The 17,952-nt window shown below is 74.5% G+C and carries 2 protein-coding genes and 2 pseudogenes; all 4 read right to left on the bottom strand.

Annotated elements, in window-relative coordinates; all coding sequences use genetic code 11:
- Positions 1-6: 6 nt before the first annotated feature.
- Complete coding sequence (locus Phou_RS54095) at positions 7-9,696, bottom strand: type I polyketide synthase (protein ID WP_246274661.1); 9,690 nt, start codon at positions 9,694-9,696, stop codon at positions 7-9.
- Positions 9,697-9,765: 69 nt separating this feature from the next.
- A pseudogene (locus tag Phou_RS51820) lies at positions 9,766-10,409 on the bottom strand (SDR family NAD(P)-dependent oxidoreductase); the annotation flags it as partial.
- A pseudogene (locus Phou_RS45910) lies at positions 10,343-10,873 on the bottom strand (SpnB-like Rossmann fold domain-containing protein); the annotation flags it as partial. The pseudogenes Phou_RS45910 and Phou_RS51820, both read right to left, overlap by 67 nt.
- Positions 10,756-17,916: a type I polyketide synthase gene (locus Phou_RS45905; RefSeq protein WP_173070402.1), complete on the bottom strand. Its 7,161-nt coding sequence runs from the start codon at positions 17,914-17,916 to the stop codon at positions 10,756-10,758. The gene Phou_RS45905 and the pseudogene Phou_RS45910, both read right to left, overlap by 118 nt.
- Positions 17,917-17,952 lie beyond the last annotated feature (36 nt).

Here is a 17,952-nt window from a genome sequence, read left to right as displayed (position 1 = left end):
CGCGCGTCAGGTCGTCGTGTTGTCGATCGCCAGCTGAAGGAGGCTTTCGGCGTCCATGTCGTCGATGGAGGTACCCGTGATGGGCGCCGGCGGCGGCACGTCGCCGTCCTCCTTCGCGAGCTGGAGCACCATGTCCAGCAGCCCTGCCTTGCGGAGCCGGCCGACCGGGATGGACGCGAGCACCCGCCGGATCTCCGCGTCCGGGTCGTCCGCCGTCTCGGCCGGTGCGTCTTCCGGGTACAGGCGGGACAGCAGGTTCTGGGCGAGCGCGTTCGGTGTCGGGTAGTCGAAGGCCAGCGCGCCGGGCAGCGTCAGCCCGGTGGACGCCTTGAGGCGGTTGCGCAGCTCCACTGCGGACACCGAGTCGAAGCCGAGGTCACGGAAGGCGCGACCGGCCGGGATCGCCTCGCCGGCGTCGTACCCGAGGACCGCGCCGGCCGCCGCGCGCACCAGATCGAGGATTTCGCGGCTCCGCTCGCCGGCCGGCAGCGCGTCAAGCCGGCGCTTCAGCACCGATACGTCCCCATTGGACTGTGGTGCGTCGTCCGCGGGCGCGTCGAGCCGCCGCACCTCGGCCAGGTCGGACAGCAGCGGGCTGGGTCGGGCAGCGGTGAACGTCGGCGCGAAGCGCTCCCAGTCCATGTTGGTCACCGTGAGCACGGTCGTACCGTCCTCGAGCGCACCCTGGAGCGCCGCCAGCGCGAGCGGCGGTTCCATCGGCAACACCCCACGGCGCCGCAACTGCTCGTTCACCTCCGACCGCGCGGCGAGTCCGGCCTCGCCCCAGGCACCCCAGGCAACCGACGTCGCCGCAAGACCTTCACTCCTGCGGTACTCGGCCAGCGCGTCCAGGTAGGCGTTCGCCGCCGCGTACGCGGGCTGGCCACCACTACCCCACACCCCGGCACCGGAGGAGAACAAGACGAAATCACTTAGATCCAGATGTGCCGTGAGCTGGTGCAGGTGCCACGCCGAGGTGGCCTTCGAGCCGAACATGAGGGCGACCTGGTCGCTGTCCAGCGTGGCGAGCGGCCCTTCGCCGTCGACCGCGCCGGCCGCGTGCATGACAGCGGTGAGCGGCGCGTCGGCGGGGATGCCGGCGAGCAGGGCGGCCAGGGCGTCACGGTCGGAGACGTCGCAGGAAGCGACCGTCACCCTGGCTCCCAGGCTCTCCAGCTCAGCCACGAGCGCTTCGGCACCCGGTGCGGCCATACCCCGCCGGCTGGTCAGCAACAGGTGCGCCGCGCCGGACCGGGCCGCCCAGAGGGCCACCTGGCCACCGACTCCGCCCGTGCCGCCGGTGACAAGCACCGTGCCGCCGGCACGCCAGGGCCGCGCGACGGTCGCCGGCCGCGCGGGGGCACGCCGCAGGCGCCGCCCGTGTACGCCGGAAGCGCGCACCGCGACCTGGTCCTCGCCGCCCTCACCCCGGAGCACGCCGAGCAGCACGGCCGCCGTCCGGCTGTCTGTGCGCTCAGGCAGGTCGACGAGCCCGCCCCACCGGTCCGGGTGTTCGAGCGCGGCGACCCGGCCCAGCCCCCAGACGGCGGCCTGCGCCGGGCTGGTCACCGGGTCCTGCGGCCCGGTCGAGACGGCGCCGCGGGTCACGCACCACAGCGGGGCGGTGATGCCGCTGTCACCGAGCGCCCGCACGAGCTCGACGGTGGCGGTGAGCCCGGCGGGTACGTCTTCGGCGCCGCGCTCGTCCACCGCGGCCAGCAGCGACACCACCCCGGCGAAGCTCTCCCCGACCGGGAGCTTCGCGGCCTCCGCGCGGACCGTGTCCGGCCCGAGGGCGGCGACGACCTCATCCACCCACGGGTCGGGTACGGCGGGCACGACGGCGAGCCATGGGCCGGCGTGGTGGCCGTTGGCGGCGGGCGGGTCGGGCAGGCGGCTCCATTCCACGCGGTAGCGCCAGGAGTCCACCGTGGACCGTGCCCGGCCGCTCGCACTGGAGATCCAGAACCGCCGCCGCTGGAAGGCGTACGTCGGCAGGTCGAGGACGCGGTACCCGGTGCCGGGGAACGCCACCCGCCAGTCCACAGGCACACCGAGCACGTGCGCCTCCGCCAGCGAGGTGAGCAGGCGGGTCCGGCCGCCGTCGTCGCGGCGAAGCGAGCCGACCGCGGCCACCTCGTCCGGCAGGCCGGGCACGAGCACGGGATGCGGGCTCGACTCGACGAAGACGCGGTAACCGTCCGCCATCAGCCCGCGGGTCGCCTCGTCCATCCGTACCGTCTGGCGCAAATTCGTGTACCAGTACCCGGCGTCCAGCGTGGACGCGTCGATCTGGCCACCGGTCACCGTCGAGTAGAACGGCACCTGCGACGGGCGTGGCCGCACGCCGGCGAGCACCCGCAGCAGCTCGTCCCGCACCGACTCGACCTGCGGGCCGTGCGAGGCGTAGTCGACCGAGACCCGGCGGGTCCGTACCTGCGCCCGCTCGCACTCGGCGGCCAGCGCGTCGAGCGCGCCGGGCGTGCCGGAGACGACGACCGACGCCGGGCCGTTGACGGCGGCCACCGAGACGTCGCCGACCCACGGCGCGATCAGCTCGGTCACCCGCTCCACCGGTGCCGCGACCGACATCATCCCGCCGTGTCCACAGAGGCCCACCAGCGCGCGGCTGCGCAGGGCGACCACGGCGGCGGCGTCGTCGAGCGAGAGCGCGCCCGCCACGTACGCGGCGGCGATCTCCCCCTGCGAGTGGCCGACGACCGCGGCGGGCGTGACCCCGTACGAGCGCCACACCTCGGCGAGCGCCACCATGACGGTGAAGAGGGCCGGCTGTACCACGTCGACCCGCTCCATCAGGTCCGGATCGCCGGTGCCGGCCACGACATCGGCGACCGACCAGTCCACGTGCGGCGCGAGCGCGGCGGCGCACTCGTGCACCGCCTCGCGGAACACGTCGGATGTGGCCATCAGCTCCCGGCCCATCCCCCACCACTGCGACCCTTGGCCGGGGAAGACGAACACGCCGCCACGGCCGGCGCCCTCGACCGCGACGCCGGACACCACGGCCGCCGACTCGGCGCCGGACGCGAGCGCCGCCAGCCCGTCGCGGGCGTCCTCCAGGCTCTCCCCGACGATGACCGCGCGGTGTTCGAACGTCGAGCGGGCGGTGGCCAGCGACCAGCCGAGGTCCGCCGGGTCCGGCTCGGCGTCCAGGTAGGACAGCAGCTGGGCAGCCTGCCCGCGGAGCGCGTCGGCGCCGCGTCCGGAGACGAGCCACGGCACCGGCCCGGCGGGCGTCGCCGGCTCCGGGCGCTGTGCCGGCGGGGGCGCCTCCTCCAGGATCGCGTGCACGTTCGTGCCGCTGATGCCGAACGACGACACCCCGGCCCGCCTCGGGTGACCGTTGACCGGCCACTCAGCCGGCTCGGTGAGCAGGTCGATCGCGCCCGCCGTCCAGTCCACGTGGGAGGTGCGGTCGTCCGCGTGCAGAGTGCGCGGGAGGTGGCCCTGACGCAGCGCCATCACCATCTTGATGATTCCCGCGACGCCGGAGGCCATCTGGGTGTGGCCAATGTTCGACTTGACCGAGCCGAGCCAGAGCGGCCGCTCCCGGTCCTGCCCGTACGTGGCCAGGAGCGCCTGTGCCTCGATCGGGTCGCCGAGCGCGGTACCCGTGCCGTGCGCCTCCACCACGTCCACTTCGGATGCCCGCAGGCCGGCGTTGGCGAGTGCCTGCCGGATCACCCGCTGCTGGGACGGTCCGTTGGGTGCGGTGAGGCCGTTGGAGGCGCCGTCCTGGTTCATCGCGCTGCCCCGCAGGACCGCCAGCACCGGGTGACCGTTGCGCACCGCGTCGGAGAGGCGTTCCACCAGCACGACGCCAACACCCTCGGCGAGCGACATGCCGTCGGCGCCCTCGCCGAACGCCCTGCACCGCCCATCCATGGAGAGCGCGCCGAGCCGGCTGAACGCGACGAACTCGGTCGGGTTCGGCATCACCGTCACGCCGCCGGCGAGCGCGAGCGTGCTCTCCCCGCTGCGCAGCGACTGGGCCGCGAGATGCAGCGCCACGAGAGACGAGGAGCAGCCGGTGTCCAGCGAGACGGCCGGGCCTTCAAGCCCGAGCAGGTAGGACACGCGCCCGGAGACCACACACGAGGCCGAGCCGGTGACCATGTGCGTCTCGGCCGCCTCCTCCGTGGACGCGCCGACCGCGTAGTCCTGGTACGTGGCGCCGACGAACGTGCCGGTCTGGCTGCCGCGCAGCGACACAGGGTCGATGCCGGCCCGCTCGATGGCCTCCCACGCGGTCTCCAGCAGCAGCCGCTGCTGCGGGTCCATCGCGAGCGCCTCGCGCGGTGAGACTCCGAAGAAGCCCGGGTCGAAGCCGGCCGGGTCGTCAAGGAATCCACCGTGGAGGGAGTACGTCTTGCCTTCCCGGTCGCGGTCGGGGTCGTAGAGGCCGGCAGCGTCCCAGCCGCGGTCGGTGGGCCAGCCGGTGATGGCGTCCACGCCGTCGAAGACCACCCGCCACAGGTCCTCCGGGGACCGGACACCGCCGGGATAGCGGCAGGCCATGCCGACGATCGCGATCGGTTCGTCGTCCGAGACGTGTGCGGCCGTGACAGGTACGGCCGCGGCGCCGGTGGTGCCGAGCACCTGGCCGCGCAGAAACTCGGCGAGCGCCGCCGGGTTCGGGTGGTCGAAGACCATCGTCGCCGGCAGCGTCAGGCCTGTCGCGGCGGCGAGCCGGTTGCGCAGGTCGACCGCGGTGACCGAGTCGAAGCCCACCTCCCGGAACGCGCGCCGCTCCCCCACGGCCTCGGGCGACGGGTGCCCGAGCACCTTGGCGGCCTCACCGCGCACCAGGGTCAGCAGCGCCCGCTCCTGCTCGGCCGGGAGCAGCCCGCGCAGCCGCGCGGCGAGCTCGCCATCGTCGTTGTCCTCCGTCGCGACCGGCTTGCCGGCCTCCGACAGCGCCCGCACCTCGGGCACCTCGTCGAACAGCGTCGTGGTGCGGCCGCTGGTGAAGACCGGGAAGTACCGCTCCCACCGCACGTTGGTGAGCGCGAGCGCGGTCTCGTCGTCGTCGAGGGCACGCTTGAGGCCGGTGAGTGCGAGCTGCGGGTCGATGTACTCCAGGCCGCCACGGCGAATGCCGAACGGGTCCTCCTGGCCGAACAGCTCCACGTCGTCCGGCCACTTTCCCCAGTGGATGGACGTCGCGACGAGACCGCGGGCGCGGCGGCTGTGCGCGAGCGCGCCGAGGTACGCGTTACCCGCCACGTACGCGCCGTGGTCGCCGCTGCCCCACATGCCGGCGTTGGAGGAGTAGAGCACGAACGCGTCGAGCTCGTCGCCGTCCAGCAGCTCGTCGAGGTGCTGCGCGCCGCGCACCTTCGCGGCGATGACCCGTTCGAAGTCCGCCATGCTGGTCTCCGCGAGCATGGCGAGCTCGATCACCGCGGCGGCGTGGACAGCGGTGCGGATCGTGTGCCCCTCGGCCCTGATGCCGGCGAGCAGCGCGGCCACGGCGTCCCGGTCGGCCACGTCGCAGGCGACGACGTCGACCCGCGTGCCGGTGGCGCCGAGCTCGGCGGCGAGGTCGGCCATGCCCGGCGCGCCGAGCCCTCGGCGGGTCGGCAGCACGATGTGCTTCGCGCCCTGCCCCGCCAGCCAGCGCACCAGGTCCGGTCCGATCGTGCCGGTGCCGCCGGTGACGAGCACCGTGCCGCGCGGGCTCCAGGCCCCCGCCGGTACGGGTGTCGACGGCGCGCGGACGACGCGGCGAGCCAGGGCGCCGGACGCGCGGAGCGCGACCTGGTCTTCGCCGCAGCCGGCCAGCACCGCGGCAAGCCGCCGCCCGCCGGCGCCATCCAGGATTTCGGGTACGTCGACCACGCCGCCCCAGCGGTGCGGGTGCTCCAGCGCGGCGCTCCAGCCGAGCCCGAGCACCTGCGCCTGCAGCGGGTGCGGCACGCGGTCGGCGGGACCGGCGGCGACCGCGCCCCGGGTGACGAACCACAGTGGTGCGTCCACGCCCGCGTCGCCCAGGGCCTGCAGGAGCGCCAGGTTGAGAGCGAGGCCGAGCGCGAGTGCCGGGTGGGCAGCACACGGCTCCTCGGCGGCCGCGGCGGCCGAGACGATGCCGGCGACCGGGCCGAGGTCGCTGAGCCGGTCCGCCAGCACCGCACGGTCCACGCAGGACTCGTCCAGGACCAGGTGGTGTACGTCCGCGCCCGCCGACTCCAGCGCCTCCGCCACATCGGCGGCGAGGTGGCCGGCGGCGGTGACGAGCAGCCACGTGCCGGTGAGCGCGCCCGCTCCCAGTGCCGGGATCGGCCGCCAGGCGACCCGGTAGCGCCACGACTCCACGGTGGACTCGTCGCGGCGGTGGCGGCGCCAGGAAAGCAGCGCGGGTACCACGGCGGCCAGCGACTCGACCGGCACGTCGAGCCGGGGGGCGAGCGTCTCCACGTCCTCGCTCTCGACGGCTCCCCAGAACTCCTGGTCCAGCGGGTCACCGCCCGGCGCGACGGGGTTCGGCACCGGCCAGTACCGCTCACGCTGGAAGGCGTAGGTGGGAAGGCTCACCGGCACCGTGGCGGGCAGCGCCACCGACCAGTCGATGGGGATGCCGCGCGTGTATGCCTCGCCCACCGAGGTGAGGAATCGTTCGAGGCCGCCCTCACCACGCCGCAGCGTACCGAGCACGGCCGCCTCGGTGCCGGCGGCCGCGGCGGTGCCGTCGATGGCGAGCGAGAGCACCGGGTGCGGGCTTATCTCCAGGAACGTGTCGCAGCCGTACTCCAGCAGCCGTTCCGTGACCTGTCCGAAGAGGACGGGCTTGCGCGTGTTGACGTACCAGTACTCGGTGTCGACAAGCTCGCCAGGTGCCAGGCGCTCGCCGGTGACCGTCGAGAAGATCGGCACCTCTGGCTCGCGCGGGTTGAGGCCGGCGAGCACCTCCAGCAGCCGCGGCCGGAGCGCGTCGACGTCGGCGCAGTGCGTGGCGACCGAGGCGGCGACGACCCGCATGCGGATGCCCTCCGCCTCGCACTCGGCACCCAGCTCGGCCAGCGCCTCGTGGTCGCCGGCGACGGTGACGAGCGCGGGCGCGTTCACGCCGCCGATGCTGAGCCGGCCGTTCCACCGGCTGATCCGTTCCCGCGCCGCCTCGACCGGCAGCGCCAGCGACGCGAGCGCACCCATGCCGACAAGCTCGGCGCCGAGCACGCGGCTGCGGCGGGCGACGACGAGCGCGGCGTCCTCAAGAGACAGCGCGCCGGCCACGTACGCGGCGGCGATCTCGCCCTGGCTCGTGCCGACGACCGCGTCCGGCCGTACGCCGTAGCTCTGCCACAGTGCGGCGAGCGAGACCATGACGGTGAAGAGCACCGGCTGCACGATGTCGACCTCGTCGATCGACGGGGCGCCCGGCACGCCGCGCAGCACGTCGGTGACCTTCCAGTCCAGGTGTGGCGCGAGCGCCCGCTCGCAGCGCGCGACGTGCTCCCGGAAGGTCGGGGCGCTGTCCAGCAGGTCCACGGCCATGCCGGCCCATTGCGAACCCTGGCCGGGGAAGACGAACGCCACCTTGCCGAGGGGCCGGGCCACGCCGGTCGCCACGCCCGCCGGCCGTTCACCGGCGGCCAGCGCGCGCAGTCGTTCGCGCAGCTGGTCGGTGCCGGTGCCGACGACGACCGCGCGGTGGTCGAAGGCGGCACGGGTGGTCGCCAGCGCGTGCCCGACCGCCGCCGGCGGCAGCTCGGGGTGGCCATCCAGGTGGTCGGCCAGGGCCGCCGCCTGTCCCCGGAGGGCCGCCGGGGTCCTGCCGGCCAGGAGGTACGGAAGGACGGCTGGCGTCGGCTCGGCGATGACCGGCTTTTCGGGGCGCGACGGCGCCTGCTCCAGGATCGCGTGCACGTTGGTGCCGCTGATCCCGAACGACGACACGCCCACCCGGCGTGGCCGTCCCGTCTCGGGCCAGTCGATCCGCTCGACGAGTGGCCGGACCGCTCCGGTCGCCCAGTCCACATGCGACGTGGGTGTTTCCGCGTGCAGCGTTCTCGGCAGTACACCGTGCCGCATCGCCTCGACCATTTTGATGACGCTGGCGACGCCGGCCGCTGCCTGGGTGTGGCCGATGTTCGACTTGACCGAGCCGAGCCACAGCGGGCGCTCGCGCTCCTGCCCGTACGAGGCGAGCAGCGCCTGGGCCTCGATCGGGTCGCCGAGCTTGGTACCCGTGCCGTGCGCCTCGACAGCGTCCACATCGGACGGCGACAGGCCGGCGTTGGCCAATGCCTGCCGGGTGACCCGCTGCTGCGCGCGGCCGTTGGGTGCGGAGAGGCCGTTGGAGGCACCGTCCTGGTTGACCGCCGAGCCGCGCAGCACCGCGAGCACCCGGTGGCCGTGCCGCTCGGCGTCCGCGAGCCGCTCCACCAGCAGCAACCCCGCGCCCTCGGCGAAGCCGGTGCCGTCCGCGCCCGCGCCGAAGGCCTTGCACCGGCCGTCCGGTGACAGCGCACCCTGCCGGCTCAGCTCCACGAAGGCGTCCGAGGTCGTCATCACTGTCACGCCGCCGGCCAGCGCCAGGTCGCACTCGCCCCGCCGCAGCGACTCGGCGGCCAGGTGCAGCGCGACGAGCGAGGACGAGCAGGCGGTGTCGACGGTCATCGCCGGTCCTTCGAGACCGTACGTGTACGCCAGCCGCCCAGCGATCACGCTCGCCGCGAGACCTGTCGCCGCGTGGCCGCTGTCACCCTCCTTCGAGTTGATGAGCAGCCCCGCGTAGTCCTGCCCGTTCGTGCCGACGAAGACGCCGGTCTGGCTGGCCCGCAGTGTGGCCGGGTCCAGGCCGGCCGACTCGAACGCCTCCCACGCGGTCTCCAGCAGCAGCCGCTGCTGCGGGTCCATGGAGACCGCTTCGCGCGGGGAGATGCCGAAGAACGCGGCGTCGAAGTCGGCGACGCCATCGAGGAAGCCGCCCTCGTGGGTGTCGCTCTGGATGGCGAGGTCCCAGCCGCGGTCGGTCGGAAACCCGGTGATGGCGTCCCGGCCCTCGTCGACGAGGCGCCACAGGTCCTCCGGTGAGCGGACGCCGCCCGGAAAGCGGCAGGCCATGCCGACGATCGCGATCGGCTCGTCCGTCTCGCCCATGGTGCGGACCCGTGGGACGACCAGGTCGCCTGACTCGCCGGTCAGCTCGCCGAGCAGGTGCGCGGCGAGCGCGCGGGGCGTCGGGAAGTCGAAGACCAGCGCGGGCGGCAGGGTCAGTGCCGTGACGGCGCCGAGCTGGTTGCGCAGCTCGACCGCGGTGAGCGAGTCGAACCCCAGGTCCCGGAACGCCTTGTCCACGTCGAGTGCGGCGGCGGAGCCGTACCCGAGCACGGCCGCGGCGCGCTCGCGTACCAGGTCGATGAGGGCGTCCGTCCGCTCCTGCTCGGACAGGCCCGACAGCCGCTGGCGGAGTTCCGCGCCCGCCGACCCGGCGGCCGCCCACGCGTCCCGCGCGGCGGCGATGACGGCTGCCGCGCCCGGCAGCTCTGCCACCAGTGGGCTCGGCCTGCCGGCGTTGAGAGCCTCCACCAGGTAGGGGCGCCGGATGTCGGCCACCACGACCGCCGGTTCGGGCTGCCCGGCTGCGCGGGCGAGCGCGCTGAGCGCCATCTCGGGATCCATCGGCGCGACACCGGAACGGGTCCACTCGACCACGCCGTCCCGGCTCGCCATGCCGTCGCCGGCCCAGGCACCCCAGGCGATGGCGGTGGCGGCACGGCCCGCGGCCCGGCGGCGGGCGGCTATGGCGTCGAGGGCGGCGTTGGCGGCCGCGTAGTTGGCCTGCCCGGGTTGCCGATCGCGTGCGCCGTCGAGGAGAACAGGATGAACGCGTCCGCGTCCGGCGCCAGCTCGTCCAGCACGAGCGCGCTGTCCACCTTGGACCGGAACACGTCGTCGAACCGGTCCGGCGTGAGCGAGTCGAGCACGCCGTCGTCGAGGCTGCCGGCGGTGTGTACGACCGCGCTCAGCCGGTGGCCGTCGACGAGCGCCGCCATGGCGTCCCGGTCGGCGGCGTCGCACGCGGCGACGGTGACCTCGACACCAGCGGCGGCAAGCTCGTCGCGCAGGTCGGAGGCTCCCGGCGCTTCGGGGCCACGACGGCTCGTGAGCAGCAGCCGCTCGGCACCGTTGGCGGCGAGCCACCGGGCCACCTGGCGGCCCAGCGCCCCGGTGCCGCCGGTGACGAGCACGGTGCCGGAGGGTGTCCATCCACCCGAGCCTGCCGGCGCCGGGACGAGTCGCCTGCCGTACGCCTCTCCACCCCGGACGGCGACCTGGTCCTCGCCGTCACGGCGGGACAGGACGCCCGCGGCGTGGCTCAGCACCAGGTCGTCAAGCGCTTCCGGCAGGTCGAGCAGGCCGCCCCAGCGGCGGGGCTGCTCCATCGCCGCGACCCGGCCGAGCCCCAGACCGCCGCCTGCGCCGGGCTCAGCGCCGGGTCTGTGCCGTCCACGGCGACCGCGCCGCGGGTGACCACCCACAGGGGAGCCTCGATGCCGGCCTCACCCAGGGCGCGCAGCAGGCGGGCGGTGGTGGCAGCGGCGGCCTGCGTCCCGCCACCGGCGCCCGGAGCGAGCAGGGAGACGACGCCGTCGTACTCACCCACTTCGAGGGCGGCCTCGGTGACGGCCGTCGCGCCCAAAGCGGCGGCGACCGTGGATACCCACTCGTCCGCCACGTCGGGAACGACGGCGAGCCACCGTCCGGCCGGCTTCCCCGACGGGGTGCCGGTCAAGGGCGCCCAGGATTCGGCGTAGCGCCACGAGTCCAGCGTGGACTCGGCGGTCCGGCGGCGCCGCCAGGACGAGAGCGCCGGCACCATCGCCGTGACGGTGTCGCCGTCCAGCTCCAGCGTGGACGCCAGCGAGTCGATGTCCGCGCGCTCGACCGCGGACCAGAACTCGGCGTCGACCGGGTCCACCCCGGTCGCGGCCGGTACGGGGCGGCCCAGTAGCGCTCGTGCTGGAACGGGTAGGTGGGCAGGTCGAAGCGGTGGGCGCCGAGGCCGGAAAGCGTCTCGGCCCAGTCGACGTCGAGGCCGGCCACGTGCAGGCGCGCGGCGGCGGTGAGCGTGGACACCTCGTCCGGCCGGTCCTTGCGCAGCAGCGGGACGACGGTCACGCCTTCCGGCAGCTGTTCGCGCGCCATCGCCGCGAGCGGCCCGTCCGGCCCCACCTCCAGGAATGCGGAGACCCCGGCGTCGCGGAGAGCGGCGACCGCGTCACCGAAGCGGACGGCCTCCCGGACATGCCTGACCCAGTGCTCAGGGTCCGTGACGTCACCGGAGGCGGCGAGCGGGATGCGCGGCGGCGCGAAGGTGAGGGCCGACACCACCGCGCGGAAACTGGCGAGCATCGGATCCATCAGGTGCGAGTGGAAGGCATGCGACACCCGCAACCGCGTGGTCCGGTCGAAGCGTCCGGCGAGCGCCAGCACCGCGTCTTCGTCGCCGGCGAGCACCAGCGAAGTCGGCGAGTTGACGGCGGCGATCGAGACGCCGTCCGTGAGAAGAGGCAGCACGTCCGCCTCGGCGGCCTGCACGGCCACCATCGCGCCGCCGGCCGGCAGCGCCTGCATGAGCCGGGCGCGCGCGGAGACGAGCGTGGCCGCGTCTTCGAGCGAGAGCACGCCGGCCACGTGTGCGGCCGCCACCTCGCCGATCGAGTGGCCGGCCAGGTGGTCGGCGTGCAGGCCCCACGACTCGACAAGCCGGTACAGGGCAACCTCGACGGCGAACAGGGCGGGCTGGGCCCAGCCGGTCGAGTCGAGTTTTGCGGCGTCACCGCCCCACATCACGTCGCGGAGGTCGGGGTCGAGATGGGCGAAAGCGCCGTCGAGGGCGGCCGCGAAGACGGGGTACCTGTCGTACAGCTCGCGGCCCATACCCAGTCGCTGCGAGCCCTGCCCGGAGAAGAGCATCGCGAGCGTGCCGGGGCGGGCAACGCCGCGCGCGACCTCGGTCACGCTCTCGTCGGTGGCGAGCAGCACGGCCCGCCGTTCCAGGGCCGCTCGGCCGGTCGCGAGCGCGTACCCGACGTGCAGCCGCTCGGCGAGCGGCAGGTCACCGATCAGCGCGACCTGGGCGTCAAGCGCCGCCTCCGAAGCGGCCGCGACCGGCCACGCCGCCACGCTCGGCGGGGCGGGGGGCTCGCCCACCCGCTCGGGCGCCGAGGCCTGCTCCAGGATCACGTGCGCGTTGGTACCGCTGATGCCGAACGACGAGACCGCCGCCCGCCGGGGCCGCTCCACGTCCGGCCACGGCACGGTCGAGGTCAGGAGCGAGACGGCACCGGCCGACCAGTCCACATGCGACGAGGGCGCCGCCACGTGCAGGGTCATCGGCGCCACGCCGGCCCGGACCGCCTCCACCGCCTTGATGACCCCGGCGACCCCGGCGGCCGCCTGGGCGTGCCCGATGTTCGACTTGATCGAGCCGAGCAGCAGCGGCCGCTCGCGTCCCTGCCCGTACGTCGCGAGCACCGCCTGCGCCTCGATCGGGTCGCCGAGCGCGGTGCCGGTGCCATGCGCCTCCAGAAGGTCCACATCGGACGCCGTAAGTCCGGCGTTGGCGAGCGCCTGGCGGATCACCCGCTGCTGGGACGGACCGTTCGGGGCGGTGAGGCCGTTGGAGGCGCCGTCCTGGTTGACCGCCGAGCCGCGCACCACCGCGAGCACCTGGTGCCCGCGCCGGACCGCGTCGGAGAGGCGCTCGACGACGAGCACACCGACCCCCTCGGACCAGCCGGTGCCGTCCGCGGAGTCCGAGAATGCCTTGCAGCGCCCGTCCGCCGCGACCCCGCCCTGCTTGCTGAACTCCACGAAGGCCGCCGGCGTCGCCATCACCGTCACGCCGCCGACCAGCGCGAGGTCGCACTCCCCGTGGCGGAGCGACTGCGCGGCCAGGTGCAGCGCGACCAGCGACGACGAGCATGCGGTGTCGACGGTGACGGCGGGGCCTTCGAGCCCCATGACGTACGACAGCCGGCCGGACGTCACGGACTGCGCACTGCCGGTGACGACGTACCCTTCGGCGTCGCCGGCCGCGTCGTCCAGCGCGGTGTCGTACCCCTGCGCGGAGGCGCCGACGAAGACGCCGGTCGGGCTGCCCTTGAGCGACAGAGGGTCGATGCCGGCCCGCTCCACCGCTTCCCAGGAGACTTCGAGCAGCAGCCGCTGCTGCGGGTCCATCGCCACCGCCTCGCGCGGTGAGATCTTGAAGAACCCGGCGTCGAAGCCGCTCGCGTCGGCGAGAAACCCGCCGTGCCGGGTGTGGCTGCGGCCGCCGGAGAGTGCGCTGAGATCCCAGCCCCGGTCCGCCGGAAACGGTGAGATGCCGTCGCGGCCTTCGACCACCAGCCGCCACAGCTCTTCGACGGAGTCGGCACCGCCCGGGAAGCGGCAGCTCATGCCCACGATGGCGATCGGATCGGAGGCGTCACCGGATGTGCTGACCAAGGTCTGCGTCACGCTGTCCACACCGGACAACCGGGCGGAAAGCAGTCCGGAAAGGACGGTCGGCGTCGGGTAGTCGAACACGAGGGTGGTCGGCAGCTCCAGCCCTGTCGCGGCGGTCAGCCGGTTGCGCAGCTCGACCGCGGCGAGCGAGTCGAAACCCAGCTCGCGGAACGCGTGGTCGGGACGGACATCGTCGGCGCTCTCGTGCTTGAGGACCGCGGCCGCCTCGGTGCGGACCAGGTCGAGCAGCACCCGCTCCCGCTCGGCGCCGGTGAGCCGGGTGAGGCGCTCGGCCTCCGGACCGGTGACCGTGCCGCTGCCGGCCAGGGCGCGCGCCTCGGCGAGGTCGGACAGCAGCGGGCTGGGCCGGCCGGCGGTGAAGACCGGGAGGAACCGGTGCCAGTCCACGTCGGCGACGGTCAGCACGCCTTCGCCGTCTTCGAGTGCCCGCTGCAGGGCCGCGATGCCGACCTCGGGCCGCAGCGGCAGCACGCCGCGGCGGCGCAGCTGCGCGTCGCTCTCCGAGCGTTCGGCGGTCATGCCGACCTCGCCCCACGCGCCCCACGCCACCGACGTCGCGGGCAGCCCTTCGGCCCGCCGGTGCTCGGCCAGCGCGTCGAGGACGGCGTTGGCGGCCGAGTAGGCGGGCTGGCCGCCGCTGCCCCAGACGGCGGCGACGGATGAGAAGAGCACGAACGCGTCCAGGTCCGCGCCACGCGTGAGCTCGTGGAGGTGCAAGGCAGAGGCGGCCTTGGTACGCATCATCGCCACGAGGTCGTCCGGCGGCAGCTCGCCCACCCCGGCACCGGCCTCGGCGTACCCGGCCGCGTGGAAGACCGCGCTGATCTCGTGTCCACTGAGGATCGTGGCCAGCGCGTCCCGGTCCGCCACGTCGCACGCCACGGCCGTGACCCGGACGCCGGCCGTCTCCAGCTCGTCCCGCAGCTCGGTGACGCCCGGTGCGGTCGGACCGCGCCGGCTGGCGAGGATCAGGTGCGCGGCGCCGTTCGCAGCCGCCCAGCGCGCCACGCTCATGCCGAGGCCGCCGGTGCCGCCGGTGATCAGCACCGTCCCGCGCGCCCGCCAGGTGCCGCCGGGCCGCCTGGCCTTCGCGGCCCGGACGAGGCGCCGGCCGAACGTCCCCGACGCCCGCACGGCCACCTGGTCCTCGTCGTCGTGCCCACCGGACAGGACGGCGGCGAGCCGCTGCGCCACGCGACGGTCGACGGCGTCCGGCAGGTCGACGAGACCACCCCAGCGGCCCGGCTGCTCGAGCGCGACCGTGCGTCCCAGGCCCCATACCGCCGCGTGGGCCGGACGGGTCAGCCGGTCACCGCGACCGGTCGAGACCGCCCCGCGCGTGAGGCACCACAGTGGAACGTCGAGCCCGGCGTCGCCGAGTGCCTGTACGAGGGCGAGCGTGCCGAGAGGGCCGTCCGCTTCGACACCGAGGAGGGAGACGACGCCGGCGAACGGGCCGTGTTCGACCGCGAGCGTGGTGAGCCACTCGGCGAGGGACGCGCGGTCGGTCGCCGCGTCGACGGTCAGGCCCACAATCGCGGCGCCATGGCCGGCGAGCGCGGCGGTGACCGTGTCGGCCCACTCCCGCTCCTCGGCCGGTACCACAGCGAGCCAGGTCCCGCCCAGCGCCGCCGGAGCCGGCTCGCGCAGCCGGGTCCACGTGACCCGGTAGCGGCGCTCGTCCACTTCGGAGTGGAGGCCGCGCCGGCTCCGCCACGCGCGCAGCGCGGGCAGCAGCTGCGCGACCGTGCCGGGTTCGAGGCCCAGCGTCGAGGCGACGGCGTCCGGCGTTTCCTCGACAAGGCTCCAGAACTCCCCGTCCGCCTGCGCTTCCCGCACCGGCTCCGCCTCGGGCCAGAAGCGCTGCCGCTGGAACGGGTACGTCGGCAGCTCCACCCGCCGCCCGCCGGCCACCAGCGGGCTCCAGTCGACGCCGACGCCGCGGGTGTGCAGGTGGGCCAGCGCGGTGAGCAGGCTGGCCTCTTCGTCGTGGTCCTTGCGCAGCGTGGGCACGCCGCCGCCGGCGAGGGCGCAGAGCACGGCGTCCGGACCGATCTCGAGGAACGTGGCGCCGTCGAGCGCGGCGAGCGCGTCGGCGAACCGGACGGTGTCGCGCACGTGCCTGACCCAGTACTCAGGGTCGGTGACGTCGCCGGCCGCCACCACGGGGATCGTCGGCGCCGCGAAGGCCAGCCCGTCGATGGCCGCACGGAAGTGGGCCAGCATCGGCTCCATCAGTGGCGAGTGGAAGGCGTGCGAAACACGCAGCCGGGTCGACTTGCCAAACCGGCCGGCGACCGCCAGTACCGCCTCCTCCTCGCCGGCGATCACCACGGCGGCCGGGCCGTTGACGGCGGCGATCGACACACCGTCGGTGAGTACCGGGAGCACGTCGGCCTCCGCGGCCTGCAGCGCGACCATCGCGCCACCGGCCGGCAGCGCCCGCATCAGCGAGGCCCGCGCCGATACGAGCCGGCAGGCGTCCGGGAGCGACAGCACACCGGCGGCGTGCGCGGCGGCGATCTCGCCGATCGAGTGCCCCGCCACGTGGTCCGGTGTGACGCCGAACGAGGACACGAGCCGGAAGAGCGCCACCTCGACGGCGAACAGCGCCGGCTGCGCCCACCCCGTGTCGTCCAGCGCGCCGGGGTCCGCGCCCCACATCACGTCGCGTACGCCCGGGTCGAGGTGGGACAGGACCTCGTCCAGCGCGGCGGCGAAGGCGGGGAACCGGCCGTACAGGTCGCGGCCCATACCGAGCCGCTGGGAGCCCTGGCCGGAAAAGAGCATCGCCAGCGGTGCGTGCATCGCCTCACCGCGCGCCGCCTCGGTCACCCCGCCTTCGGACGCGATCAGCACGGCCCGGTACGGCATGAGCGCGCGGCCGGTGGCGAGCGAGTGGCCGATGTCCAACCGGTCGGCCGGTGACTGGCCGGCGAGCCGCGCGACCTGGGCGTCGAGCGCCGCCTCGGACCGCGCCGAGACGATCCACGGCACAAGGGCCGGCGGGGCCGTTGGCTCGGCGGGCGCGGCCAAGGCTGGTGCCTGCTCGACGATCACGTGGGCGTTCGTGCCGCTGATGCCGAACGAGGACACGCCAGCCCGCCGCGGCCGGTCCACCTCCGGCCACGCGACGGCCTCGGTGGCGAGCGCGATGGCGCCGGCCGACCAGTCCACCCGTGCCGAAGGGGCGTCGACGTGGAGGGTCTTCGGCACCAGCCCGTACCGGATGGCCTGGATCATCTTGATGACCCCGGCGGCGCCGGCGGCGGCTTGGGTGTGGCCGATGTTCGACTTGACCGAGCCGAGCCACAGTGGACGCTGGCGGCCCTGCCCGTACGTCTCCAGCAGCGCCTGCGCCTCGATGGGGTCGCCGAGCGTGGTACCCGTGCCGTGCCCCTCGACGACGTCGACCTGGTCGGCGGTCAGGCGGGCGCTGTCCAGGGCGGCGCGGATGACCCGCTGCTGGGAGGGCCCGTTCGGCGCGGTGAGGCCGCTGGACGCGCCGTCCTGGTTGACGGCTGAGCCGCGGATCAGCGCGAGCACCGGGTGGCCGTTGCGCTCGGCGTCGGAGAGCCGCTCCAGCAGGAGCACGCCGGCGCCCTCGCCCCACCCGACCCCGTCCGCGGCGTCGGCGAACGGCTTGCACCGCCCGTCCGGCGCGAGCCCTCGCTGCCGTGAAAACTCGACGAACTCGGCGGGCGTCGCCATGACCGCGATCCCGCCGGCGAAGGCGAGCGAGCACTCCCCGGAGCGCAGCGCCTGCGCGGCGAGGTGGAGCGCGACGAGCGACGCCGAGCAGGCGGTGTCCACTGTGACCGCGGGACCTTCGAGGCCGAGCAGGTACGAGACTCGGCCGGAGATGACGCTGGCCGATGCGCCGGTGACCGTGTACCCCTCGGCGGACTCGTCGGAGCCGACCAGCGTGACGTAGCTGGAGTTGCCGGCACCGACGAACGCGCCGGTGTCGGTGCCGCGCAGCGCCGTCGGGTCGATGCCCGCGCTCTCCACGGCCTCCCACGCGGCCTCCAGCAGCAGCCGCTGCTGCGGGTCCATGGCGAGCGCCTCGCGCGGCGAGATGCCGAAGAAAGCCGCGTCGAAGTCGGCGACGCCGGCGAGGAAGCCGCCTTCGCGCGCGTAGGTGGTGCCGGGCCGGTCGGGGTCCGGGTCGTAGATGGCGTCCACGTCCCACCCGCGGTCGGCGGGAAGGTCCGAGACGGCGTCGACGCCCTCGACGACGAGCCGCCACAGGTCCTCGGGCGAGCGGACACCGCCGGGGTAGTGGCAGGCCATGCCGATGACGGCGATCGGCTCGCCGTCCCTTTCTTCGACCGCCTTCAACCGCTGGCGGGTCAGCTGAAGGTCGTTCGTGACCCGCTTGAGGTAGTCGCGGAGCTTGTCTTCGGTGCTCGTCATGCTTCCTCGCCTCGAGTCGCGCGGGGTGGCGCTTCT

The organism is Phytohabitans houttuyneae, assembly GCF_011764425.1.
GTDB lineage: Bacteria > Actinomycetota > Actinomycetes > Mycobacteriales > Micromonosporaceae > Phytohabitans > Phytohabitans houttuyneae.
The sequence above is the reverse complement of the archived record's forward strand: the minus strand, read 5'-3'. Positions and strand labels throughout refer to the sequence as shown.

Coding starts and splice junctions, on each gene's coding strand:
- Phou_RS54095 (WP_246274661.1), bottom strand. CDS start 9,696: ATGGCGAGCCGGGACGGCGTGGTCGAGTGGACCCGTTCCGGTGTCGCG.
- Phou_RS45905 (WP_173070402.1), bottom strand. CDS start 17,916: ATGACGAGCACCGAAGACAAGCTCCGCGACTACCTCAAGCGGGTCACG.